The sequence below is a fragment of the Chitinophaga solisilvae genome (assembly GCF_009928525.1).
Lineage (GTDB): Bacteria > Bacteroidota > Bacteroidia > Chitinophagales > Chitinophagaceae > Chitinophaga > Chitinophaga solisilvae.
This window is the reverse complement of sequence record NZ_JAABOK010000013.1, coordinates 147,771-169,564: the sequence shown is the minus strand read 5'-3', so window position 1 is coordinate 169,564 and position 21,794 is coordinate 147,771. Positions and strand designations below refer to the sequence as shown.

Here is a 21,794-nt window from a genome sequence, read left to right as displayed (position 1 = left end):
TGTGGTTATGAAAACACTGGAAGAATTTAACGCTTTTGCAGATCAGCACCTGGAAAAAGATCTGCAGGCCCTCGATCAGCAAAGGGTTGCCGGCAAAAACTGGTTACGCCGGATGTGGGTGCTGGGATTACTTCCGGTGATCCTGTTCGCTGTCTTTTTTCTGCGTCCGGCTGCGGCTGCCGGCAGTGGTTATTTCATTGCTATCGGGCTGCTCACAGGTATCGTGCTGGCTGTGGGCGCAGGCTGGCTGTTGAAACGTATGATGCTGCGCCAGCCCGGCGCTGCAGCCGGTGTCAGCTATCAGCAGTCCTTTAAAGAAAAAGTGGTCAGACCCATCATAAAATTTATCAATCCTGATTTCAGCTACCAGCCACTGAATCACGCCAGCTACGAAGAGTTTACGGAAAGCGGACTGTTTGCCAGGCGGGAATATAATATCAGCGGGAACGACCAGGTGTATGGTAAAGCAGGCAATATGAACTTTCAGTTCTGCGACCTGAAGGTAACACACATGCCATTGATGACGCTCCGCGGAATCGGTGCTGATGTGGTGTTTGAAGGAAGTTACTTTATAGCCCAGTATTCCCGGAATTTTCATATACCCGTTTACGTTATACCGCGCATCTCACTCAGTGAAGGCCTCTTTGCCGATAAGCATACAGAGACCGGCTATATTGAAACCTGGCATCTCGGAAAAAAAGTGCTCCCTGCCGATACCGCCTTCAACAGACAGTTCATGGTTTACTCCCCCGACAATGACACTGCCCAGCAGCTGCTTACCCCGGCCCTGATGCAAAAGATAATGGCCCTGCAGGAACGTTCCCAGGCAAAAGTGTTTATCTCTTTCTGCAACAACCGGATATACATCGGCATCAGCCATGGCACAGACTACTTCGAAACAGATATCAACCAGCCGGTAACTAACCGCCGCATGCTCACCGATTTTTACCTCGACTTTATTTCGCTGTTGCAACTGGCAGAAGAAATTTCGGAATAAATCAGGAATGGAGAATTTTATTATTTTATTATTTTTTTATTTGAGATTTTGTGCCCAATCATGGTATTCTTTTGTACTTACAGGTACAAGGGAAATAATGATTGGGCACAAAATCTCAAATAAAAAAATAACAAAATTTCCCCTTCCTGATTTATTCCGAAATTTCTTCTTCTTCTTCCATAATCTGCGGTTGCAGTAACATGCGGGTTTTGTTCTTTTTCATGCGGGCGAGTTCTTCGCGCCAGTCGCGGCCGAAGAGGCGGCTCATTTTTTCATCTATCTCCTGCACGATGGTCTGCATTTTATTCGTATAGGCGTAATCGTAATAGTCGCTGCAGAGATAGCAATATACGGAGGAGCTGATTTCATCGTCGTTCATATTTACACCGGCCTGATATGCCTGGGCCAGCAGGTCGTAGTAGCGGCTGCTGTCTTTACGGCGGGTAAGCTCCACAGCAGAATACCAGGCGGTAACCGCCTGTGGCAGGAATTGATGTTCCTGTGCCGTGGTGGCCTGTTTGATGAACCAGTCGATGGCTTCCGTGAAATTCCGCCTGATCTGTGCGTAGGCGCCCTGATAGCCATAGAATTGTATCACCAGCGGGAGACAGGCCGGATCATGTTGCTGCATGCCCTGTTTGGCGATACGTGCGCCCTTTTCCAGCAGCTGGGGTATTTTAGGATCTCTTTTGAAGTTGAACAGCATGCCTGCATAGGTGATATGTGCTGTGGCAAACAGGCCCTTGTTACCGCTGCGCTGTGTGCACTCCAGCATCCGTTCTCCCCAGTAGTGCAGCAGCCGCAGGTCTTTTGCCTGCAGGGCTGCGCCCATTTCAAAAAGACATTTACGGTATTGTATTTCCGGGTCGTTGGGATTGCCGCTGGTGGCAAGCCGCTGTACAGCCTTTTCAAGTTCCAGCGGAATATGTATGGACAGCAGCTGTCCGGGGAAAGGGCGATCGTTGATAGCCAGGTAGTCTTTCCCTACGTGGTCCAGTACCAGTATTTTTATACCGGCAGGAATACCTCTTTTCAGCAGTTGTGTGAGCCAGTTGCAGAAGCTGCGCGTATCGCTTACCTGCCGGGGAAGCAGCGCCAGTACCAGTTCGCGGGGCTGTTCCGGTAAAGCGGCGCGGAAGGAGTATAACATTTGCAGCAGCAGGGCGTCCTGTGCCTGCTGAGGTGGCAGCATCGCCACATGGCGGTAAGGGGCAGGGTCCCAGGTCAGCGGCGTGCCCTGCGCTTCCATCTGCTGCAGCAACGGTGCGCTTTCGTCATATGTCTGCAGCCAGTCTTTGATGATGGCGGTACTGAAGGTATCTTCATTGTCAAAGGAAGTGAGGTGCGTCACAAATACTTCCCGCAGCTGCCCGTGCGGTGAAGATTCCAGCTTGCAGAAGCCCTCGTAGAGCCGGGCTTCTTCTGGTTTTATGATAAGCCGTACCAGGCGCAGGTCCTGGCGGCCGGCGGTAGCTTTCTGCCAGTGTTGCTGTATTTTATTTATTTCCTGAGCTATCGGATTGTGTTCGTTCATCAGCAATTCAGATTTAACATGCCTCCTTTGATATTGGTGTTGGTGGAGCCGTCCATATTTATTTCCTGGCTGTTGAAAGTCAGTTTGGTAGAGCCGGTGGTATCATGTTCTTCTGCCTTCAGTTTCATGTTGGCTTCAGATTCCATGTGGTAGAGGGATACGGCGGTACCTTTGATGATGTCTGCTTTGGAGAATATTTTATTGGCTTGCTGATCGATGGTAATCTGCGCTTCTCCTTCTCCGATGACGACTTTCTGGGAGCCTTTGAGATGAATTTCCTTGGAAAGGAATTCGATCTGGTTGGGTGCATCCACTACAATTTTATCCTCTGTTTTTACGGTCACCAGCGTTTTGGATTTCACGGTGATATTACCGGATCCGTCCATAATCATGGTGCTGCCGTTTTTATCGGTCACGGTAACGCTGCCGGTATTATCATCCAGCTGTATGAGGTTGCCGCTGCGGGTTTTGATGGCTTTCATATTATTCTGCGCATCGCCGTAGCCGCTTTTGGATTTGCCGTTGAATTTGCTGCCCAGCACGAAGGGCATTTCCGCATTGCCGCCTTCAAAGCCTACCACTACTTCTTCGCCTACTTCCGGTACAAAGTGGAAGCCGGTGCCACCGCCTGCGGCAGGTGAGGCCTGTCGTATCCAGGGGCTGAGTTCATTCTGCGGCTGCCAGAAAAACTGTACTCTTACGCGTCCCAGTTTTTCAGGGTCGTTGTTATCTTTTACCAGTGCGCTTTGTATCTCTGCTTTGGGCACCAGGTGCGGATTACTGTATGGAGGCACTTTTACATCCGCAGGAATGGCGGTAAAGGTGCAGTGATAATTGCCGGGCGTACTGGCGAAGTGATTGCAGGAGATCACCGTGTAGGCAGACTGACTGCTGTCGCTCGCAATGCTGATACGCTGACCGGGCATTACAGGAAGCTCACTGAGCCCGCTTACCTTCACGAAGGCGGCGGCAGTTACTTTGCTTTGCAGGTCTTTGGTATGTTTCAGTTCTTCCTGCGTATAACCGTGATGGATAAACGTCTGTTTACCGGAAGAAGAAGAATACAAGTCGTCAGAAGCAGAAGAGGAGAGCTGCATCAGTGGGTGGGAGCCTGTTTCAGCCTTCTGCGCTTTTTCTGAGAGCGGAGAGGCTTTCATGGCATCGTAGGACACATAGTTAATACGTTGCGGGGTTACGGCGGCGGTAGTCTGCAGGTTATGCAGGGTCACATTTTTAGTCAGCTTTACTTCTTTCTTCTGAATGTCACCGATAACGAGTGTATTGCCATCGTAGTACATCCATTCTCCGTAGCGGGCAGAAAGCCTGGCCAGGAAATCAAAGTCTGTTTCGTTGTACTGCACGCAATAGGGCAGCGTTTTTTTGTAGGCCGGCACTACCTGTGTTTTAAGCAGGCTGCTGCTGGCGTCTTTCAGTGCGCCTTGTATAACGTTCTGCAGCGACTGCTGATAGTAGGAAGCGCTTTGCGGAACATCGTCCAGCAGGATGGTAGGGCTTACGCCGGATACCTGAAAACCGCTGGCAGCACCGTCTTCTTCTATAACGGCAATGCTGGTGATCAGTCCTTTAAAACGGAATTCACCGAACGTAATAGAGATACCTTTCCCGATATACTTCTGGATGAGTTCCTGCTGATAGGAGAGGTCGCTGGTAAGCCGTCCGGGCCTCCACAGGAAGCTGAAGTAATGGTGGTTGCCGACGGATTGTTCCAGGGTTACATTTTTAAACTCCACTGGTCCGGAATATCCTTCAATACCTATTGCTGACTTGTTGAGAAATTTATCGTCACTCATAGTTGTAATCAGTTTAAAAAAATATTATCAATGAATGCTGACAGTTAAAGTTTATCTGCTGTGGCGCCTGTAGACCATTACGCTTACGGGATTGCCGTCTGTATCCAGAAAATGATAGGTGGCGTCGGTGTTGCCTGGCAGTTTATAAAACTGCAGCTTTACGCCTGCGCCTATGTCGCTCATAAAATATCCTGCCGGTTGTCTTTGCTGGTAATGCCCTGTGCTGATCAGTTTTTCGCCGTTATAATCCCTGATTACATAGTTGTTACTGTCTTTCGGATCTATGCCCATTTCATAATGTGAACTGTCGTTGCGCTTTTTCCTGATGAACACATAATCTTTTTCTGCCGTGATGTTTCCGGAGCCGTTGCAGGCGATGATACTGATGACTGCAGCCGCTGCAGCCAGCTGGTATATCATGCTATTGTTCGTTATCCGGTTGAAGCGGTGGATCATAATGCTGTGTTGCTGTTGCTTTACCATTTGTCATGACAGACGAACTGACGAGGTATCCTTTTTCATTGAATGTATTCCGGATGCCGTCTCCATGTTCGTTGTTGAAGTAACGTTCAGCCTGTTTTGTTCCGTTGGCATTACATACGAGCGCGTATCCTTTTTGCTGCTGATACTGATAGGCCATATAGGATTTCAGTTTACCACTGTAATGATATACACGCAGTATATAATCGCCTGTATCTTTCTTGTTCAGCCACAGTTCAATGTGGTCGCCCGCAGAGATGGTAGTGTTGTTCAGTACATATCTGCCGGTATCAATTACTGCTTCTTTCGGTTCATGCTGATGTCTGGTATGGCAACCTGTTAACAGACCTGCGGATAACATCCATGCAGACAGGATATGCCGGGTACGTTGATTCATGCATTAATCTTGTGGATTTATCAATATCACACCGGCTTTTTTCAGATCGATGTTATCTGCTTTCAGATCTTTTATGTTGATGTAAATAAAATATTTGTACGGATGACCGTTTCTGTCTCTGGGGGCGCTGTCGAAGCTGCCGGTGAAAGGCAGTGCGGCCGGGATGCTATGCTGACTTTGATACTGGTTAAACATTTCCTGGCTGACGTATGCGCCCACGAATTGTCTGCCCCAGTGCCGGTTGTAGGCATCCAGCATTTTAATCAGGGTTTTGTAGCCGCCACCGCTTTCAGGAGGGGTACGCTGCGCCACGTCAATGAAGAGGAGGTCATTGCCTTTTGCGCCGTCATTGAACAGGATGTCCAGCAGCTGGGTAGCGCCGGGAACATAGTCGATACCGGGGAGGTTGCCTTCTCCCGGTTTCCGCGTGGCCATATCTTTCAGCATATTCATGGGGCTGCCTTCCAGGATACCTTCCACGAGCGTCTGATCTTTGTACAGTCCTTTGTAGACCTGTCTCATTTCGCTCACGGATTTTACCAGGTTACGGTGTTTAAGCAGGTTAACAGGGGCGGGGGCTTTGGGAACAGCGCCCTTGATTTTGCCTTTCATCTGTTCCGTGAGGTAATCCATGTTGCGTTGAACAGCCGCATCGAGATCGGGGTCGGTGTTGATGAACCGGATGCTGGAATCATGCGTTGCTGTTTTGGCCGGGGACGGGGCTTTTGCCGGTTGTGCGGGCCTGTTCTCAGAAGGCCAGGAAAAGGCGTATATCCCGCCTTTTTCCACATCAATGATAAAGGTGCCTACATCGTTTACATGCACGCCCAGCAGGTTGTTGACCAGCATGGAATGCACATTGGATGCAGGGATGATGGTCTTTGTCAGCCCGGCATTATACAGCACAGCGGGAAGATGCAGCGCCATATGGGCAAGGCCCTGATTCAGCACCTGTGTGTCATACGCGGATCTCTCCACATTTTCGTTCTCCTGCCGGTTGAAGTTTTCATTGATAAAGATGCGGTGGGCACGTGAACGCAGGCTGTCCTGCAATCCGATATCATCGAATGTACGCTGGAGGTGCAGCAGGATGAACCTGGCTACAGCTTTAATATTTTCGGGGATAGCAGACATATTACTCCCATTTTCTTTGATAGGCAACGCTGCCTATTTTCAGTTCCCTGGCAGAAATAACGATATGGGTTACCATCGGGCTGGAGCCGGAATGGTGATAACTTTCATGGAACTGTATGCAGATGCCGCCGCTGAATTCCACGGTACGCAGACTGGAGTCATGATCCCTGCGCTTGAAAACGATAGAGCCGTCTCTTTTTTCTTCCGGTGAAATCATCCATTGAACCAGATCTGTATCCCTGGCGGATTCCAGGATGAGGGATATCGTACCGCCGCGAGGCATGGTGCTGGGTTTGCCGCTGGCGTCAGTATGCTGGGAAAATCCGTAATTGCATTCCAGCACGTTTGCTGATTTTCCTCCTATGATAAGTTCTGCCTTAAAAGACATAAGTAGAAATTTTTTGGCGTTAATGATCCGTTTTTTCTTTTCAGAAAACCGGCTTGTGTTATGTTGATCGGTTTATTTTAAATGGTGACCAGGCAACCGCCGGGAGCGTTTGCGAGGATTAACAACTGGCTGCTTTTTTGGGCAAAAGGTTCTTCTCATGGGTTCCAGTTTATGGATGTTAAATGGTTTTTCTGTCGACTATGGCTTTTACGAAAATAAATATTCTCCTGCATATAAATATGCCATCTCTGTATTTTATTTTTCAGGAAGAAAAGCAGGGGAGAATATGATATGTCATATTTGATTGGTAGACATCCTGCCCTTCTCACTGCGGTGAAATGTTAACCGGATAAAAATTTATGTATTATTTTTTATTGTAAAATATTTAGAAGTTGTTATATGGAATACCATTGTTTTTTTTGCCGGATGCCTGTCTGTAAAGGTATTGGAGGTATTGGCCGGAAAGTCCCTGCTGTATGCGTTTTTCTTTTAGATGTGTGATACTTTTTTAATATTAGTTTTACGTCCGTTTTTCTTGCCGCCGGCAGTATATGTAAATGTTTTAGCAGTATCTTTACTTCTCTGGTTTTACGCAGTATGTGTGTAAAAATGTAATTGTTAACTTTGATTAGAAAAACCTGAATCATCCAAATGACCCTGTCAGCAATGACCATATTCAGCGTTGAATTGCAGTCCGCTATCCGGATAGCGAAAGCGGTTGCGAAAGACTTTCATCATGCGCAGTATACCCCTGCACACCTGCTTCGTGCTGCCATGCATAAGGAAGCCGGACTGGCGCCCTTATTACACCAGCTGGATATTGACGTATACTATGTGGAAGAATGGGCAGAAGTAAGACTGGATGAATTACCGCGCTCTTCCCGTAACACCGATGATCCCGAACCGGATGATGCCGCTGCCACTGTTTTACAGGAAGCGGTAAATATCTCACAGCAGGCAGATGAACGCGAAACTGATGCATGGTCTTTACTCATATCGCTCTGTACACCGGGAGTAGGCTTCTCTTATGAACAGCTGAAAACATTTCCCTTTACCCGCGAGCAACTGATTGCTGCCAGCAGGAAAAGCAAAGGCAGTCATCCTGCCGCAGCTGCCTCTTCCAACGGACATGGCGTAAAGCCTGCCACGCTCAAATACGTCTATCGTATGACCGATCCGCAGCTGTTGCAGACCTACCATCCGGTAATAGGCAGAGAGGGCGAAATAAGGGCTGTAACGGAGATTCTTACCCGAAAGGATAAAGCCAGTGTACTCATCATAGGAGAAGGAGGCGTGGGTAAAACCGCCCTCGCGGAAGGTCTGGCAAGGGCTATTGTACAGAAACAGGTGCCGTTGCAGTTACAGTCAGCAGAACTCTATGCGCTGGATTACGGCGCCTTTATTGCAGGCGCAGCCTACAAGAATGAGCTGGAAGACAGGCTGCTGCAGATTATTCAACAGTTGAAACAGACAGGCAGGCATATCCTGTTTATCGATAACATGCATACGTTGCTGGATAAACAATCCGGCGGAGGTATGGCTAATGTCATCAAAGCGGCATTGGGTAAAAGCGAGATCATACTCATCGGTACCACTACCCCGGAAGGTTTCCGTAAACTGATTGAGCCGGATGCCATTCTGCGACACCGCTTTGAAACCATCACGCTCGCAGAGCCTGATGAAACGCAGGCAATACGAATGATGACAGCTGTCATGCCGGTATACGAGAGCTTCTATCAATTGAAGGTACCGGACGAAAGCATCCGGGAAGCGATCCGCCTTTCCCGGCGCTATCTGAAAGAACGCAGCCTGCCGGACAGCGCGGTAAATCTGCTGGACCGCACCATGGCTGCACTGCGCGCCATGCAGGATACCGGCGCCCCGCTGCTGAAAAGCCTGGAGGAAGAATTCACCGCACTGACAACGAAAGCAGCTTTACAGGCGGAAGACCTGCAGTGGTTCTACCGGCAGATGACGGAACGGCTGGGCGCCCTGCTCGCCAGTAAACTGAAAACAGACCAGGAAGTAAATAAAATGTCCGATACCACCGCCCTGCAGCAATACCTGCAGGAGTTACTGCAGCAGCTGTCTGCAGCGGTAGCCGAACAGCACAACACCGTAACTCCTGTAGACCTGGCTACCACCATCGCCGGAATGACCGGTATCCCGCTGGGGAAAATACAGGCAGAAGAGAGAGAACGACTGGTGAGCATGGATCTGCATTTACGCAAAAGAGTAGTAGGGCAGGATCATGCACTCAAAACAGTAGCGGATGCTATTCTTGAGTCCAGGTCCGGCCTCAGCAGACCCGGACAGCCCATAGGCTCTTTCTTCTTTCTGGGGCCTACAGGAACGGGTAAAACAGAACTGGCCAAATCACTGGCCGATTTCCTTTTCCAGGATGAACGCTGCATGATCCGTTTTGACATGTCAGAGTTTAAGGAAGAGCATGCCGCAGCCCTGCTGTACGGCGCGCCTCCCGGATATGTAGGGTACGAGGAAGGAGGGCTGCTTGTTAATAAAATACGGCAGCAGCCTTATGCGGTCGTACTCTTCGATGAAATTGAAAAAGCGCATCCATCTGTATTTGATATCTTTTTACAGATCATGGATGAAGGAAAGTTACACGACAGACTCGGAAAAACCGGAGACTTCTCCAATGCGCTGGTACTCTTCACTTCCAACATCGGCAGTGATACCATCGCCAGGTCATTTCAGGAAGGAGTGATCCCGCCTTCACAGCAGCTGATGGAACTGATGGCCCGCCATTTCAGACCGGAGTTCCTGGGAAGGCTGACGGAAATAGTTCCCTTCGGACCGATTCAACAGGAGAATGTGGAGAAAATATTTGACATCCATCTGCAACACCTGCTGCAGCTGCTGCAACAACAGCAGATCACCCTGCATGTTACACCCGGAGCCAGGAAACACCTGGCATTGATGGGATACTCTCCGCAATACGGCGCCCGCCCGCTGAGAGAAGTAATACGGGGGCAGCTCCGCAAACCCTTGTCACGCATGATCATTGACGGCAGCCTGCAGAAAGACATGGTGGTAACGCTGGATATCAAAGATGAAAAACCGGATTGGATCATCAGTTAGTTTATTAGTTAGTAGTTAGTAACCTCAATAGTAAATTGTTTACAGACATCTGCCGGACAAGACGGGATGCCTGTATCCGGAAATTCGAAAATCTCAAAATGTTTTGTTATGAATGACAACTACGGAATTGGTGGCACAGAGGTCAAGCTGGACGCCAATGAAGCCATCGCGGAAATCTCGCATAACCGCACCTTGTTTGCTGAAAAGCTTACCCAGCAAGCGCCTGTAAAGCCTGAAATAGTAGAAGGACTCACTTCCGTGGAAGCCGTATTTGAACATTTCAAACCTGAAGTGAATGTCAGCTTTCATGATGCAGATGGCCGCCCTGTTCCTGAGAAATTACAGTTCCATCACCTGGGCGATTTCGGTGTAAAGGGTATCACCGCACAAAGTGCGTTCCTGAACGACCTTGCGACAGAAAAGGAGCAGTACATGAAAATTATGAAACACCTGAAGACCAATAAAATACTGAAGACCGCACTCGCTGATCCTGATGCCCGCAAAGCTATGCTGGGGGCAATCCGCAGTATGCTGAACGATCTCAATACAAAATAATTCACAGTTCCCTATCCCGGAACATAATTTATTCATTATGGCAGAATTACAGAAAAACGAGGAACAGGAACTGCAACAGGCAGGTCAGTCTTCAGCCAGACAGGAAGTTAACCTCACCCAACAGCTCGAAGAACTGGCAAAGTACGGTGGCTTTGATCTCCTGGAAGCAACGGTAGAAGGTGCACAAAATATGAACCCGGAACGCAAGGCGCGCCGGAATATATTTTTAACGGAATCCGGTAAGAAACAGGAAAGAGATAAACTCAGGAAAACATTATCCCTCTGGGAAAAAGTATTGTCCGAAGCCAGCGAACTTCCGGAAATGGTTGATTACTGCAGCGAACATGCACAGGATGCAGAAGCCATACTGGCAAAGAACCTCGGCGAAGCCGTAGAAGCTACGCACGAACTGGAACAATCCTATCGTAACGTAGCGCTGTTCTTCAAGAATACAGAATCCGACAAGGTGAAGAATATCTCCTTTATCAATGTGGAACTGGAACAGCTGAAAGACCTGGACAATACCAGGTTTATAGATGCTGTCCGCAATGAACTGGTGGCTAACTACGACAGACTTGATCTGCGCGATAACTACAGCCTGCTGGTAGTTCCCGGTTACCTCGGTTCCAATAAGGTGATAGAAAAATGGGCGAAAATCGCACATGAAAATAAAGCCATGCTGATAACAGACTTCGCTCACCTGGATGCTCCGGATGATGTGATGGAGATGTTTGAAATGGCGAATCTTACCGGCGGCGAAATACACCGCTCCAACGTAATTATGTCCTGCAACTGGCTGGTAGGCCGCGGCAAATTTGAAGAAGTGGGAGAAGGAGATCATCTCTATGTACCTCCTTCCGGCGCACTCGCAGGAAAGATCTACAAAACACTCATGTCGCAGGTAACAGCCGGTAAGAAATTCGGCGGTATGAATGAAGTGGATGGCGTTAAGTTTGAACTGAAGAAAAGTGAAATTGCCAGCCTGGAGAAAATGGGACTGGTGCCAATGGTAAAGGAATACGGCAAAGTAATGGCCTTCAGCGCCAAGACATTGTTCAACGGAGATAATCTCGGATTGCAGACCTATTCCGTGGTACGTGTATTCGATTTCGTTACCAAAGTACTCATGGACTTCCTGAACCGCCGGGCTTTTGAAAACTTCAACGCCAATACCCGCAAAGACCTCATGAAGCAGATTATCCGCTTCCTGGATGGTATTACCGGTCCGGATAAACTGATTGAAGATTTCAATATCCGCCGCTTTGAACAGGATCCGATTCAGAAAGACCGTATCCACCTGGATATTCATCTGAAACCTTATTTCCCTGCCAAGAACTTCCTCATTAAAATGGAAGGGCAGAAGGGCGACGATGCTACCGACTGGGATACCACCTACGAACAGGATAAGTAAATGAACGGCTGTACATCCGCAACGGTAGCAGTATTCAGATGAACGGCCGCAGATGAAATAATATTTTATAGTTGTTTTCCGCAAGCCAGCCTGGCGGAAAACAACTGATTACAGTTAAGAGGTATTACCATGAAACGGTTGTGTAGTTTTTTAGTTTGTTTGTTAATTGCCGGAACAGCGCGCAATGCCGCTGCACAGGGGCCAAGAACGGATACAGTGCTCACCACAAAGGGAGCTGTAACGCTGATCACCTGCGGCTCTCCCATTTCTACCTTCCAGATAGGCGACGGTAAAAATGCCGATTATGATTATCGTATCGTGGACGGCAGTATGGTATTTGTAAGGCCCATCGTAGCCAATCCCAGACCTACCAATCTTATCGTCCGGGAAGGAGATAATATCCACTACATGATCCTGGCATTCCGGGATAAAGCAGATCTGGCAAAGCTGAAATATGCCTTGTCTAAAAAATCCAGAGATGCCGTTGCCTCCAATGCCGGAGGCGGTGGTACGCTTACGCCTACACGCCCCGGCAGTGGAGACAGCGGCGGGCGGCAGCTGCTGGAACTGCCCGCGGAAGATGAAGGAACACTGATCAGCATTGATACGGTGACCGTCAGCAAAATTGCAGATGACTTCGGCAGGGACCGTAAAGTAAACCACCAGCACGAAGTGAAGGTAGACGGCATCAATCTCGGATATGCCCAGGCTATGACGCTGAATAATATGCACTACTTCTGTTTCCGGGTACGCAACAAAAACAAGGAACCCTACGAAATTGTGAAGGCCACCCTGCTGCACAAGGAAAAGAAAGACAGCTCCGTACTGCATTCCATGCCATTGCTCTATAAGAAAGGCCCCGCTGTGATCGCAGGAAAGGAAGATGCTACCGAAGTTTTTGTTGTGCCTTCCAAGCAGTTCAGGAAAGACGATGAAGTGCTGTTAGTATTACAGTCAGGCGAAGACAAGCCACAGGTGGTGTTATACGTGCCTGTCAGCGCCCTGCCCAAGTACATGGTGACGAAATAAATCCTGTATAAAAATGAAACACTGGTTACTTACAGTGCTATTTTTTTGTTTGTTAACATGCCCGGGTATAGCACAACAGATTGACTTCTGCGGTGAAATAGTACCAATGGAGAGAGATTTTGTTTCCTTCCGCCTGATGGATGTCATTAAGCGGAATATGCAATACCAGGGCTATCTGCCGTCCCTGCGGCTGAAAGCGGAGCAGTTTTTTCCTGTTATTGAACCTATTTTACGGCAATACGAGGTACCGCTGGATTTTAAATATCTGCCCATCGTGGAAAGCGGATTAACAAATGCCACTTCCCCGGTCGGCGCACAGGGCGTCTGGCAGATTATGCCCGGCACAGCAGCGGAGCTGGGACTGGCGGTGAGTGAAGGATATGATGAAAGGAATCACCTGATTAAAGCTACACATGCGGCCTGCCGGCTGATACGCAATCTCCACACCCAGCTGAAGTCATGGACCCTCGCTGCCGCCGCCTATAATGCCGGCCCTGGTAACATTTCCCGGAATATACGCCGGCAGGGCAGTACAGACTATTACCAGCTGCTGCTGAACAATGAAACGGCCCAGTATATCTACAAGATCATAGCCATCAAGCAGTTGTTTGAAAGCCCGGAGCTATACCTGCCCGGCTTCGGTTATAATGTGTTCAGCAAAAGTTCCCGGAATGGTTCCGTCTTTGCCTCGCCACAGGCTGCGCCTGCCGGCAGCGCAAAAGATTTTAATACTATTCGTATAGATATTGGAAGAAAGGTGGGAAAGAAAACCACGATCGTATATGCAGCGAAGTTAAAGCATCATGATTCGTTCCGCGATGGAGAACTGGTGAATTTATCACTGCTGGCGGATCTGCAGGCAGACGGGGTATATATACGCCGGAATGCCAGCCTGTCCGGCAGGGGATGGATTGTAAACAACCGTGTATATGTAGACCTGGGTTTTGGTAATACTATCACGCTCTGTACAATGGATGGTAAAAAAGGGGTGCCCCTGGATCTGCTCAAAACCGGCGGCAATGTAGAACTTGTCAGCACAGACACTCACATCAGCACATCATTGATGAATACGCGGTATGGAAATGTGTTGGGTGACTTCTCCTTCAGCTGGAGCAACAGTTCTTCTTTCAGGTAATGCAGGTGAGCCGGCGGGTATTTTGCGGTAGGTTGTGTAAGCGTCAGCCTGATTTCCAGGGTACGCACATATCCTGCGCCGGTTCCGGGTTGCATCATCACGCCTTTTGTTACAGCCGCTGCTTTCAGCTCTTTGCCGAAAATAGTGTAGCATAATGCTTTCATATCTTCCGGTGTAACAATCCTGTTATGTGATAACAGGTGAGAGCGGTACAGGTTGATCTTCTCATCGATATTCAGCCTGTCTTTACCGCCTTGCGTGTTGGTAAGCAGGGTGATGCTGGCGGGTCTGGCATTTACGCTGCCATACTCCAGCAGGCGGCTGCCCATACGGATGTTGTTGGCGGCAGTACCATTGGTAGAATAGAATTCTATGAAAATGTATTCAGCATTTTCTTTAGGTTTTACCATCAGGTACGGGATATTTCCCTTGTTGGCGCCCGGTTGCAGTTGTTCTTCCAGGGAGGCAATCAGCTGATGCAGTTCCCGCATACGGTTGGTAACGTAATCATTTTTCACCTCATCGAACAGGGAGCTTTCATCTCTGATCACTTCCATCAGGTAGGCAATCACTTCTTTGGCTTCGCGGGTATCAAACCGGCCGATGCCGCTGCTGCGTACTACCAGCTCGCCTTCCTGTAACTGGCCGGCAGTGGAGAAGTTACGCACGTAATAGTCAGTGCCTTCCAGGTCATATACTCTTTTAATATCGAAAAATATGTCCTGTGTCTGCAGCGGAATGATGTTCAGGTATTTATTGAGTTTAAGCGATTGTTCGTTGTTTTTTTTGTTGATGACCGGGAAGCAGTTGATGCTGCAGTAAAGGTCTTCCAGCAGGGTATGGTGCAGCGCTTCCGGAAATTCAATGCGAATCCATTGAATCTCCTGGTGCAGGCGGCTGCCGTCTTGTCCGAAGATAGCAGACAGCTGTGCAGGAAACGCGCTGATGGGCTCTGTACGTGTATCCGTTACCGTAAGAAAGTGCCGGCGGAATCGTTGCAGTATATGCTGGCTGTACCGGGCGTCGTTATTTACAGATACCTGCAGCATTTTGTCTATTTCTTCCTCAGCGGCAGAGCGGCTGTGATGGTAGCCGTTTTTCACGGTGAGTTCCCGGTCATTGATATAGAAGCGGGCGAGGGGCAGGTAATGGTAGAACATCTCCTGCTGGTGTATGTTACGCAGATCGAAGAAAAAAGACATGCCTTCATAGCTTTGCTGCAGCTGTTCCGGGCGTAGTCCTATCCACAGGTGATTAGGCGGGGTATCGGCAGCATAGCGGCCCTGAAGTACCTGTTCTTTGAACCAGTTATCGCGGGTTTCGTACAGTTTGTTACCGATGACGAGATATTGTACATGCGCCCTGAACAGGCGGTGCGTGGTAACGGGAGAAAAGAAATAGTCCTGTGTTTGAGTCCCGGATTGTGTATGCTGATAGAATTGGTGGCCGGCATTAATCTCTGCGGTAGCTTCCGTGGCAATAGCATGAAGAATGCCGTGCGCGGGCTGGGCGCTGGTGATGGGTTCCGGCATCATGATCTGTGCGAGCCTTTCCACGAGGCGTGCATGTGATACGTCCACTTCGCCGGAAATCTTTTCCAGCTCTGCGGCGCAGGCTTCCAGCAGTAGCTGCACCACAGGGTCAAAGGAGGTTTCTACTTCCGCATCGGGGTATCCCCACAGGCGTGCGGCTGTTTTCAGCATCCGGTCTTTTATCCGTTCTTTTTTCTCTTTCATGCGCTGGTAGTTATAAACACTGATTAATCGTAAGACAACGGGCTGATGAAGAAGTAACTGGCGTACTGAAACGGGTTATTGTTTTTAGCCAGCACACCGGAAACGGTTACCCGTATTTTTTTCTTCATTTTTCGGGCAGCCTTCACCTGGAGTTCTTCCTGGTTAACCGCTGCCACTACTCTTATCTGCGCCAGTCTTTTTTCATACCTGGTAATAGCTGTTTTAACAGCATTTTCTATCTGTTCCTTTACTTCGTTGTTGGACGCTTTGATATCAAAATCGTTGTCCCACCATTTACAGCCGTATTGGGGATCATCTTTGTTTTCTCCCAGTACGGTAGTAATGAGCAGATGGATGTGCTGTCCTACAGAATCTTCCAGGGAGATGGCTTCCAGGTCTCTTTTCTGTAGAATCTGGGAAAAGTCCAGCGGCAGCTTATAATACTTTCCTTTCATGCAGCAGAATTAAAACGGCCAGAATTTCTTATCATAAATTACCCTGATTTCTGTCACACATCCGTTTTTGTCTTTAACCAGGTTGACCTTTTGTATTTTAACTCTTTTCTTGCCGTGTATGCGGTCGCAGAAGTGGGCGAAGTTATCGGTACGGTTATCGTTCAGTAATACTCTTGCCTGCAGGTTGTCGCAGAGGTATTTGGCGAAATCCGCGGCTGTTTTCTGTTTGCCGACTACCTGTGTGAGCATGTACTGGAATTCATCGTCAGAAACGGCGGGCACTCTTGGTTTTTCTTCCACCGGCGGCGGCGGTGGCGGAGGATCGTTGCGGGGTACTACTGCGGGGAAAGCGCCGCCATCGCCATCATCCGCAGGTTTGGCGCGGGCAGGAAATACGGTGATACTCTTCATGACCATATGGGCACTGTCGCCGTTGATGATGAGTGATAATGTTCTTTCACCGGGAGCAGAGAATGTATAGGTTACGGAAGACTGCGTATGTACTTCTGCGTTGTCCTGCATCAGTCTCCAGGTCCATTTGGTAGCAGAAGCAGTTTTGTTGTAGAAGGTAACGGGCCGGCCGGCAAACACTTCAGAGGGGCCTTCGATAACAGGGAATACATCTGCGGCGCTGCTCACAGGTGTTGCAGTCACCGGCATCACTACAATCACTTCCTTGTTCCAGGTGCATTTGCCTGATTTGAGGGTTACTACATAGCTGCCTGCTTTATGAAAGGCGTGGTATACCTGTGCGCCTGTCTGCCTTGCAGAAGAGTCGCCGAATTCCCAGGCGTAATCCGTTCTTTTTTTATCGGATCCAACGGCGTTGAAAGTAATTACTTCGCCTACCGTATATGATTTACCGCCGCTGTGCTGGCGGGTGCTGAGCTGAATATCCGTGTTGGTGCAATCTTCCTTGCCGTCGAGCTGAAAAGCAAGCAGGATGATGCTGATAATGAACAGGCCAAAGAATGTCCATAATACCATCGGGTCAACATGGCTGGCAATTTTACCAAAGGGTCTGAATGAGTTTACCTTATGCTCATTATCGGGTTTACGTGGGGCCATCGGTTTTTCAGGTTTTTACAATTTTACTGTTTTTTTAGATAAATTGCCAATGTAAAATGAAGAGTTTTTTTTGAAGCAGGATTTGAGTCACATATAATTACAATACGTTATTTTTGTAGCCAACAGTTAGCCCGAAAACCATAGACCAGCAGTGTGTGCAGATAGTGCTGCTAACCGTTTTTTACACGGAAAACCTAAATCAGATTAAATGATAAGCAACGCCCAGAAATCAGCTGTACTGGAAGAAGTCATTACACATGTAAATGCTTTGCCTTATGACATCAGGGCAGAGGTAGTAGTGGGTGAGCTGCTCGATAATCATGTGCGGCTGGAAGAGGTGGTGGTAGAACTGGAGAATGTGTTTGCGCGTTCTTTCAATAGAGATATTCTTCATGCGGAACTGGATGAAAGTCAGCCTTATCAGCCTTTCGTTGTGCTGTCACTTTCGCGTGATGGTATTTATGACCGGCTTCCGGAAGGTATGTTTCATGATTTTACACAGCAGGAAAAGAAGGGCAGTGGTACTACTGAAATGGTGGCGCGCTATAAGCGGCAACAGCAGCAGGAATTGCAGGCCAGGCGGTTTTTTCAGCCGCTGGAGCATGAATTTTTCCTGCAGCGGGTATTCCTGGAACAGCGGGAGAAGCATCTGTTGTTTGATGTATTCGGAAAGGATGCCGATCAGTTGTTTCATGCCTTCTGGAATCTGCCTGCGGGGCTTCCGGGGCAGGCGGCAGGCAGGCTGGTGAAACTGCTGCCATATATGCACCGAATTGCCGGTAATTTATCGCTGGTACAGCTGTGCCTGCAGATGATACTGGAGGAGCCGGTACAGATAGCCATGGATCATACGCCGCAGCCAGTACAGGCAGCAACCGGCACACTACTGGGCGAGTGTTTGCTGGGAGTAGATACGATGGCGGGAGAAGTATTTTATTCGGATATGCCCCGCATTATTGTTACCATCGGGCCGCTGCAGCATCAGCGCATTGTATCGTTCCTGGCATGGAATCCTTACGGCCGGCTGCTCGAAACCTGTTACGGCTACTTTTTTCCGGCTGACGCCACTGTGCAGACTGTACTGGAACCGCACCCGGATGAGAAGTCTGTAACCGTTTCTGACCGGAAAACAGGAGAAGGCATTATGGGTTATAATTTTTTCCTCTGACGGAAAAAATTTGTACCGATGTGGAATTATTTTTGTTAACATTGTTAACGCGTAAAACGACGCTGTATGTTAAAAACCCTAAAAACTGAAAAACCTGACATACCAGAAGAGCTATGAGATACACCGCTAAATTCTATATGATGCTGGCCGGCGTAATGGCCGTAGGATCTATCATAGTGGCATTGCTAAGCAGATACATCAAAAATTTCAGTCTTTTTAAAAAGAAGGCACTGTGGTATTTGGTATGTATGACGCTGGTGTTTGCTGTTATCAGCTCCATCCCTTTCCTGTTTACCCATCAGAACCTGATGAACCAGTATCTCTTCTATGAAATATGGTTTCTGGGCCTGGGTATTGTCCACTGTCACTTTATGTATACCCGCTTCTGGGCAAACGAAAATTCATTGGGCTCTGAACTGGCATTTATTGTAGCCATCTGGTGTTTCGGCGGTGTTGCCTTTGTGCTGATTAACCGTTTCCTCAATAAGGATGCTTTCCTGTACTACCCGATGCTGACCTGCATGTTTTCCTTTGTATTGCCGACGTTTGTTTATAAGACCTTTGAGAAGATGATGGCAATACCCGTTAAAGTGCATAAATGGTGGCAATATCCGATGTATAAGGATGCGCCGGAGGTGAATGAGGAAGAGATGAGAGATCTGATTGTAATAGGGCTGGAAATGGAAAAGGGACATGGCGACAACAGCCGTACCTACTTCCGCGCGCGTACGCCTATCAAAATGGATCTGGGAGATCTGTTCTATCACTTTATCAATGACTACAACGACCGTTACCCCGATACACCGATCGATTATGTGGATCATAATGGGCAGGCCTACGGATGGGTATTCCATCTGAAGCCGCGCTGGTTCGGTACTGCCAGAACACTGGATCCCGGCAAGGCCGTGTTTATGAATGGTATAAAGGAAAACAGCGTGATCATTTGTAACAGAATTATGTTATCCTAAACGTATTTATTATGGCAGAGCCGCTCAAACATTTTCCTGTTAACTGGGTAGACGGGATGAAGATAAAGAAGCAGCATTTCATTGATACCGAAAATGCCCTGCTGGATCAGATCAGGGATGGCATCAGCACCGGTCTGAATGCGCTGAACTATGGCCTGTTAACACCCAAATCAGAAAATAAGGAGTCATTGCGTTGCTGGTTCGTCAGCGACAACCAGCATCAGTGGAAAATAAAACTGACGGAATGCCGCGCCGTCACTCCCGGCGGCGGCCGTATAGAGATACCGGAGCATACCGTTCACTCCCTGAAGTATGCTACCACCTTCCCGGAAGCGACCTATACCTGGGATCCTGCGCATACGGAAAATACCTATTATATTTTGATTCAGGTGAATCCGTTTAACCGTCAGCCCAGCGGCGAACCATTATTGGAAGAAGAACCGCCGCGGCTGCCTTACGCTACCCCGGAATACAGCCTTTACGTAACACCCGCCTCGCAGCTGCCGCAGGGGCAGCTGGGCAGCTACCAGATGGTGCTGGGGAAAATTGTGGTGGCCGACGGACGCGCGCAGCTGGAAGATGATTATATCCCGCCATGCAGTATCACCAGCGCACATCCTGCGCTGATAGACCTGCATCATGAGCTGGATCAGTTCCTGGGACAGATGGAAATTTTCGGCGTGCATATCGTACAGAAAATTTACGGACGTAACCAGAATAATGACCTGGCGATGGTAGTATTGTATATCACAGAAAAAATGGTGCAGTTCCTCGGTACGCGCATCACACAGTTCCGCTGGCTGTCACTCAGCCAGCCGCCGGCATTTATGCTGGAGGTTATTGCCGGACTGGCCCGTACCATGAAGAACGCTATTGACCTGCGCGCCGGAGCAGGCAAGGAAGAGCTGCTCAATTACCTGTCTGAATGGTGTGAACTACGGCAGGGGGAGCTGGAGAACCTGATGATCAACTGCGCCAATATCCGGTACAAACACCTGGATATACGCGAATGCCTGCAACCCATGATCCCGTTTGTACGCGCAGTGAGTAAACTGTTTGAAAGCCTGAGCAGACTGGACTATATCGGCCGCAAACAGGACAGCAACATTTTTGTAAAAGAAGAATCTCAGGAAGACGCAGAATACCTGCGGAAGCATAAAACCAAACGCTGGTTTTTTACGGACTGAGTATACATACATTTTTTAGTGTTCAGCTTCCGGCTTGTTAATAATGGGTAGTTGTAAACTTCCGGAAGCGGCACTAATAGCTGGTTACAGCGCCATCCACACCTATCACCGAATTGATAAAATCAACTTTTCTATGCAAGTACTGAACAGACAGGAGAGAAATATATCCTTTATGTGGTTCCTGTTATTTTTTATTATCACTGTTGCACTGTTTGTGTTGGCAATATTTTTTAATTACCAGGTACCGGTGCGCGAGAATGCATCCCTGCGTAAGGAATTGAATACTTTCCGTCAGGAGCAGGCTTTTCAGGCGGAATTTGTGCAGAAGCTGGACAAGGTAAAGCATAACCTGGATTCCATTAACCTGCCCAATCAGAATGCCAATTACATGGATCAGGTCATTGCTGCCTCACTCGCGGATATGCGGAATTCTATTCCGAAAGATGTGGTAACACATTATGCCCTGTATGATAATATAGTACAGAATTGCCTGTCACTGCAGCAAACCAAGCAGCAGCTGCGGGAATTACAGAACGCGCAGCAGAGTATAGCCGGACTGAAAGAGCAGGTTATGGACCTGAATAGCAAGCTCGAAAGTAAAAGCAGGGATCTTGATAACTGCAGACAGATGTTGCTGCTGAATAGTCGCGGTGGCCGGTGAATACTGCGGCTGCAGGGTATTATAGTCTTAAATATCAGAAAATATTTTATTTGTTAAAGCTCCAAAAAACTGGTTAGGATTCTTGACTAGGCAGGGATTTCCGCTTATATTTGAGGTTCATACTTTTTCCTTATTAATAGGTATTTTTCTTTATTGTAACCTTAAAAATTTAACCCATCATGTCCTTCAAATCAGTTCTTGAAGTAGCCGGTGAAAAGTACAATGTACAGCACGTGGCTTACGACCTCAGTCAGGAAACAGATGCAACAGGCCGCCCATCAGCCATCACCCGTGGCGGACGCATCAAATTAACAGTTGAGTCAACCGGTAAAACGGATCTCTTTGAATGGATGGTCAACAATTTCGAAAGAAAAAGCGGTACCATCACTTTCTACAAAAGAGATACTGACGCCAAACTGAAAGAATTAAAATTCGAAGAAGGTTACCTGGTTAAGTTTGAAGAGTCTTTTGACTATGAAAACAAAAATCCGATGGTAATCACCTGCACTATTTCAGCCCGTGAAATTAGCATGGGCAATGGCAAACATGTTAATGAATGGGTTTAATCTTCCCCAGAC

At 48.3% G+C, this 21,794-nt stretch carries 20 protein-coding genes; 11 read left to right on the top strand and 9 right to left on the bottom strand.

The genetic code is table 11. The features are described from left to right. Nucleotides 1-7: 7 nt before the first annotated feature. Nucleotides 8-997 (top strand): DUF3137 domain-containing protein, encoded by a 990-nt coding sequence (locus tag GWG06_RS24275; RefSeq protein ID WP_160716587.1) that lies wholly within the window; start codon nt 8-10, stop codon nt 995-997. Nucleotides 998-1,148: 151 nt separating this feature from the next. Here GWG06_RS24275 and GWG06_RS24270 read toward each other — a convergent pair whose 3' ends face one another. Genes GWG06_RS24270 through tssD (GWG06_RS24245) form a run of 6 tightly spaced genes read right to left on the bottom strand, consistent with a single transcriptional unit; the run spans nt 1,149 to nt 6,741 of the window. Beyond that, the gene (locus tag GWG06_RS24270; protein WP_160716585.1) at nt 1,149-2,531 is read right to left on the bottom strand and encodes a hypothetical protein; all 1,383 of its coding nucleotides are present in this window, start codon (nt 2,529-2,531) and stop codon (nt 1,149-1,151) included. Then, complete coding sequence (locus GWG06_RS24265; protein WP_127041600.1) at nt 2,531-4,342, bottom strand: type VI secretion system Vgr family protein; 1,812 nt, start codon at nt 4,340-4,342, stop codon at nt 2,531-2,533. Before GWG06_RS24265 ends, GWG06_RS24270 begins: the two co-directional genes overlap by 1 nt. 51 nt (nt 4,343-4,393) lie before the next feature. Further along, nucleotides 4,394-4,762: a hypothetical protein gene (locus GWG06_RS24260; RefSeq protein ID WP_160716583.1), complete on the bottom strand. Its 369-nt coding sequence runs from the start codon at nt 4,760-4,762 to the stop codon at nt 4,394-4,396. 1 nt (nt 4,763) lies between these two features. Then, a complete protein-coding gene (locus GWG06_RS24255) occupies nt 4,764-5,219 on the bottom strand; it encodes a toxin-antitoxin system YwqK family antitoxin (protein WP_127041604.1) in 456 nt (151 codons plus the stop codon). 3 nt (nt 5,220-5,222) lie between these two features. Then, nucleotides 5,223-6,353, bottom strand: a complete 1,131-nt coding sequence (locus tag GWG06_RS24250; RefSeq protein WP_160716581.1) for a hypothetical protein — start codon at nt 6,351-6,353, stop codon at nt 5,223-5,225. A 1-nt stretch (nt 6,354) separates the two neighbouring features. Further along, on the bottom strand, nt 6,355-6,741 hold the full coding sequence (gene tssD, locus GWG06_RS24245) for a type VI secretion system tube protein TssD (RefSeq protein WP_127041608.1): 387 nt from the start codon (nt 6,739-6,741) through the stop codon (nt 6,355-6,357). 651 nt (nt 6,742-7,392) lie between these two features. On the opposite strand from tssD (GWG06_RS24245), the gene GWG06_RS24240 reads away from it, so the two are divergent. The 5 genes from GWG06_RS24240 (at nt 7,393) to GWG06_RS24220 (ending at nt 13,973) form a co-directional block, all read left to right on the top strand. Continuing rightward, entirely contained in the window at nt 7,393-9,843 is a 2,451-nt protein-coding gene (locus GWG06_RS24240; protein WP_160716579.1) for an AAA family ATPase, read from the top strand. Nucleotides 9,844-9,951: 108 nt separating this feature from the next. Continuing rightward, the gene (locus GWG06_RS24235; protein WP_127041612.1) at nt 9,952-10,398 is read left to right on the top strand and encodes a hypothetical protein; all 447 of its coding nucleotides are present in this window, start codon (nt 9,952-9,954) and stop codon (nt 10,396-10,398) included. A 37-nt stretch (nt 10,399-10,435) separates the two neighbouring features. Further along, entirely contained in the window at nt 10,436-11,809 is a 1,374-nt protein-coding gene (locus GWG06_RS24230; protein WP_160716577.1) for a DUF5458 family protein, read from the top strand. Between the two features lie 129 nt (nt 11,810-11,938). Further along, nucleotides 11,939-12,838: a hypothetical protein gene (locus tag GWG06_RS24225; protein WP_160716575.1), complete on the top strand. Its 900-nt coding sequence runs from the start codon at nt 11,939-11,941 to the stop codon at nt 12,836-12,838. Nucleotides 12,839-12,944: 106 nt separating this feature from the next. Continuing rightward, complete coding sequence (locus tag GWG06_RS24220; RefSeq protein WP_158631554.1) at nt 12,945-13,973, top strand: lytic transglycosylase domain-containing protein; 1,029 nt, start codon at nt 12,945-12,947, stop codon at nt 13,971-13,973. On the opposite strand, the gene GWG06_RS24215 is transcribed toward GWG06_RS24220, so the two are convergent. The 3 genes from GWG06_RS24215 to GWG06_RS24205 are packed head-to-tail and all read right to left on the bottom strand — an operon-like array spanning nt 13,883 to nt 17,232. Next, a complete protein-coding gene (locus tag GWG06_RS24215; protein WP_127041620.1) occupies nt 13,883-15,709 on the bottom strand; it encodes a type VI secretion system baseplate subunit TssF in 1,827 nt (608 codons plus the stop codon). The genes GWG06_RS24220 and GWG06_RS24215 overlap by 91 nt on opposite strands. A 23-nt stretch (nt 15,710-15,732) precedes the next feature. Then, nucleotides 15,733-16,164, bottom strand: coding sequence for a GPW/gp25 family protein (locus GWG06_RS24210; RefSeq protein WP_160716573.1), 432 nt, complete (start codon nt 16,162-16,164; stop codon nt 15,733-15,735). 9 nt (nt 16,165-16,173) lie between these two features. Further along, nucleotides 16,174-17,232, bottom strand: a complete 1,059-nt coding sequence (locus tag GWG06_RS24205) for a PKD domain-containing protein (RefSeq protein WP_127041625.1) — start codon at nt 17,230-17,232, stop codon at nt 16,174-16,176. Between the two features lie 208 nt (nt 17,233-17,440). On the opposite strand from GWG06_RS24205, the gene GWG06_RS24200 reads away from it, so the two are divergent. The 5 genes from GWG06_RS24200 (at nt 17,441) to tssD (GWG06_RS24180) (ending at nt 21,782) form a co-directional block, all read left to right on the top strand. Then, on the top strand, nt 17,441-18,400 hold the full coding sequence (locus GWG06_RS24200) for a type VI secretion system baseplate subunit TssG (RefSeq protein ID WP_160716571.1): 960 nt from the start codon (nt 17,441-17,443) through the stop codon (nt 18,398-18,400). A gap of 113 nt (nt 18,401-18,513) precedes the next feature. Beyond that, nucleotides 18,514-19,368: a TssN family type VI secretion system protein gene (locus tag GWG06_RS24195; protein WP_127041631.1), complete on the top strand. Its 855-nt coding sequence runs from the start codon at nt 18,514-18,516 to the stop codon at nt 19,366-19,368. A gap of 11 nt (nt 19,369-19,379) precedes the next feature. Continuing rightward, nucleotides 19,380-20,555 carry a hypothetical protein gene (locus tag GWG06_RS24190; protein WP_160716569.1) on the top strand — a complete coding sequence of 392 codons (1,176 nt, stop codon included), beginning with the start codon at nt 19,380-19,382 and terminating at the stop codon, nt 20,553-20,555. A 133-nt stretch (nt 20,556-20,688) separates the two neighbouring features. After that, a complete protein-coding gene (gene tssO, locus GWG06_RS24185) occupies nt 20,689-21,216 on the top strand; it encodes a type VI secretion system TssO (RefSeq protein WP_127041635.1) in 528 nt (175 codons plus the stop codon). A gap of 179 nt (nt 21,217-21,395) precedes the next feature. Continuing rightward, nucleotides 21,396-21,782 (top strand): type VI secretion system tube protein TssD, encoded by a 387-nt coding sequence (tssD, locus tag GWG06_RS24180; RefSeq protein WP_127043645.1) that lies wholly within the window; start codon nt 21,396-21,398, stop codon nt 21,780-21,782. Nucleotides 21,783-21,794 lie beyond the last annotated feature (12 nt).

Bases quoted from the DNA above. Each gene is read 5' to 3' on its own strand.
- GWG06_RS24250 (WP_160716581.1), bottom strand. From the start codon at position 6,353: ATGTCTGCTATCCCCGAAAATATTAAAGCTGTAGCCAGGTTCATCCTG.
- GWG06_RS24205 (WP_127041625.1), bottom strand. From the start codon at position 17,232: ATGGCCCCACGTAAACCCGATAATGAGCATAAGGTAAACTCATTCAGA.
- GWG06_RS24220 (WP_158631554.1), top strand. From the start codon at position 12,945: ATGGAGAGAGATTTTGTTTCCTTCCGCCTGATGGATGTCATTAAGCGG.
- GWG06_RS24200 (WP_160716571.1), top strand. From the start codon at position 17,441: ATGATAAGCAACGCCCAGAAATCAGCTGTACTGGAAGAAGTCATTACA.
- GWG06_RS24230 (WP_160716577.1), top strand. From the start codon at position 10,436: ATGGCAGAATTACAGAAAAACGAGGAACAGGAACTGCAACAGGCAGGT.
- GWG06_RS24225 (WP_160716575.1), top strand. From the start codon at position 11,939: ATGAAACGGTTGTGTAGTTTTTTAGTTTGTTTGTTAATTGCCGGAACA.
- GWG06_RS24240 (WP_160716579.1), top strand. From the start codon at position 7,393: ATGACCCTGTCAGCAATGACCATATTCAGCGTTGAATTGCAGTCCGCT.
- GWG06_RS24210 (WP_160716573.1), bottom strand. From the start codon at position 16,164: ATGAAAGGAAAGTATTATAAGCTGCCGCTGGACTTTTCCCAGATTCTA.
- GWG06_RS24215 (WP_127041620.1), bottom strand. From the start codon at position 15,709: ATGAAAGAGAAAAAAGAACGGATAAAAGACCGGATGCTGAAAACAGCC.
- tssO (WP_127041635.1), top strand. From the start codon at position 20,689: ATGCAAGTACTGAACAGACAGGAGAGAAATATATCCTTTATGTGGTTC.
- GWG06_RS24260 (WP_160716583.1), bottom strand. From the start codon at position 4,762: ATGATATACCAGCTGGCTGCAGCGGCTGCAGTCATCAGTATCATCGCC.
- GWG06_RS24235 (WP_127041612.1), top strand. From the start codon at position 9,952: ATGAATGACAACTACGGAATTGGTGGCACAGAGGTCAAGCTGGACGCC.
- GWG06_RS24195 (WP_127041631.1), top strand. From the start codon at position 18,514: ATGAGATACACCGCTAAATTCTATATGATGCTGGCCGGCGTAATGGCC.
- GWG06_RS24255 (WP_127041604.1), bottom strand. From the start codon at position 5,219: ATGAATCAACGTACCCGGCATATCCTGTCTGCATGGATGTTATCCGCA.
- GWG06_RS24275 (WP_160716587.1), top strand. From the start codon at position 8: ATGAAAACACTGGAAGAATTTAACGCTTTTGCAGATCAGCACCTGGAA.
- GWG06_RS24190 (WP_160716569.1), top strand. From the start codon at position 19,380: ATGGCAGAGCCGCTCAAACATTTTCCTGTTAACTGGGTAGACGGGATG.
- tssD (WP_127041608.1), bottom strand. From the start codon at position 6,741: ATGTCTTTTAAGGCAGAACTTATCATAGGAGGAAAATCAGCAAACGTG.
- GWG06_RS24265 (WP_127041600.1), bottom strand. From the start codon at position 4,342: ATGAGTGACGATAAATTTCTCAACAAGTCAGCAATAGGTATTGAAGGA.
- GWG06_RS24270 (WP_160716585.1), bottom strand. From the start codon at position 2,531: ATGAACGAACACAATCCGATAGCTCAGGAAATAAATAAAATACAGCAA.
- tssD (WP_127043645.1), top strand. From the start codon at position 21,396: ATGTCCTTCAAATCAGTTCTTGAAGTAGCCGGTGAAAAGTACAATGTA.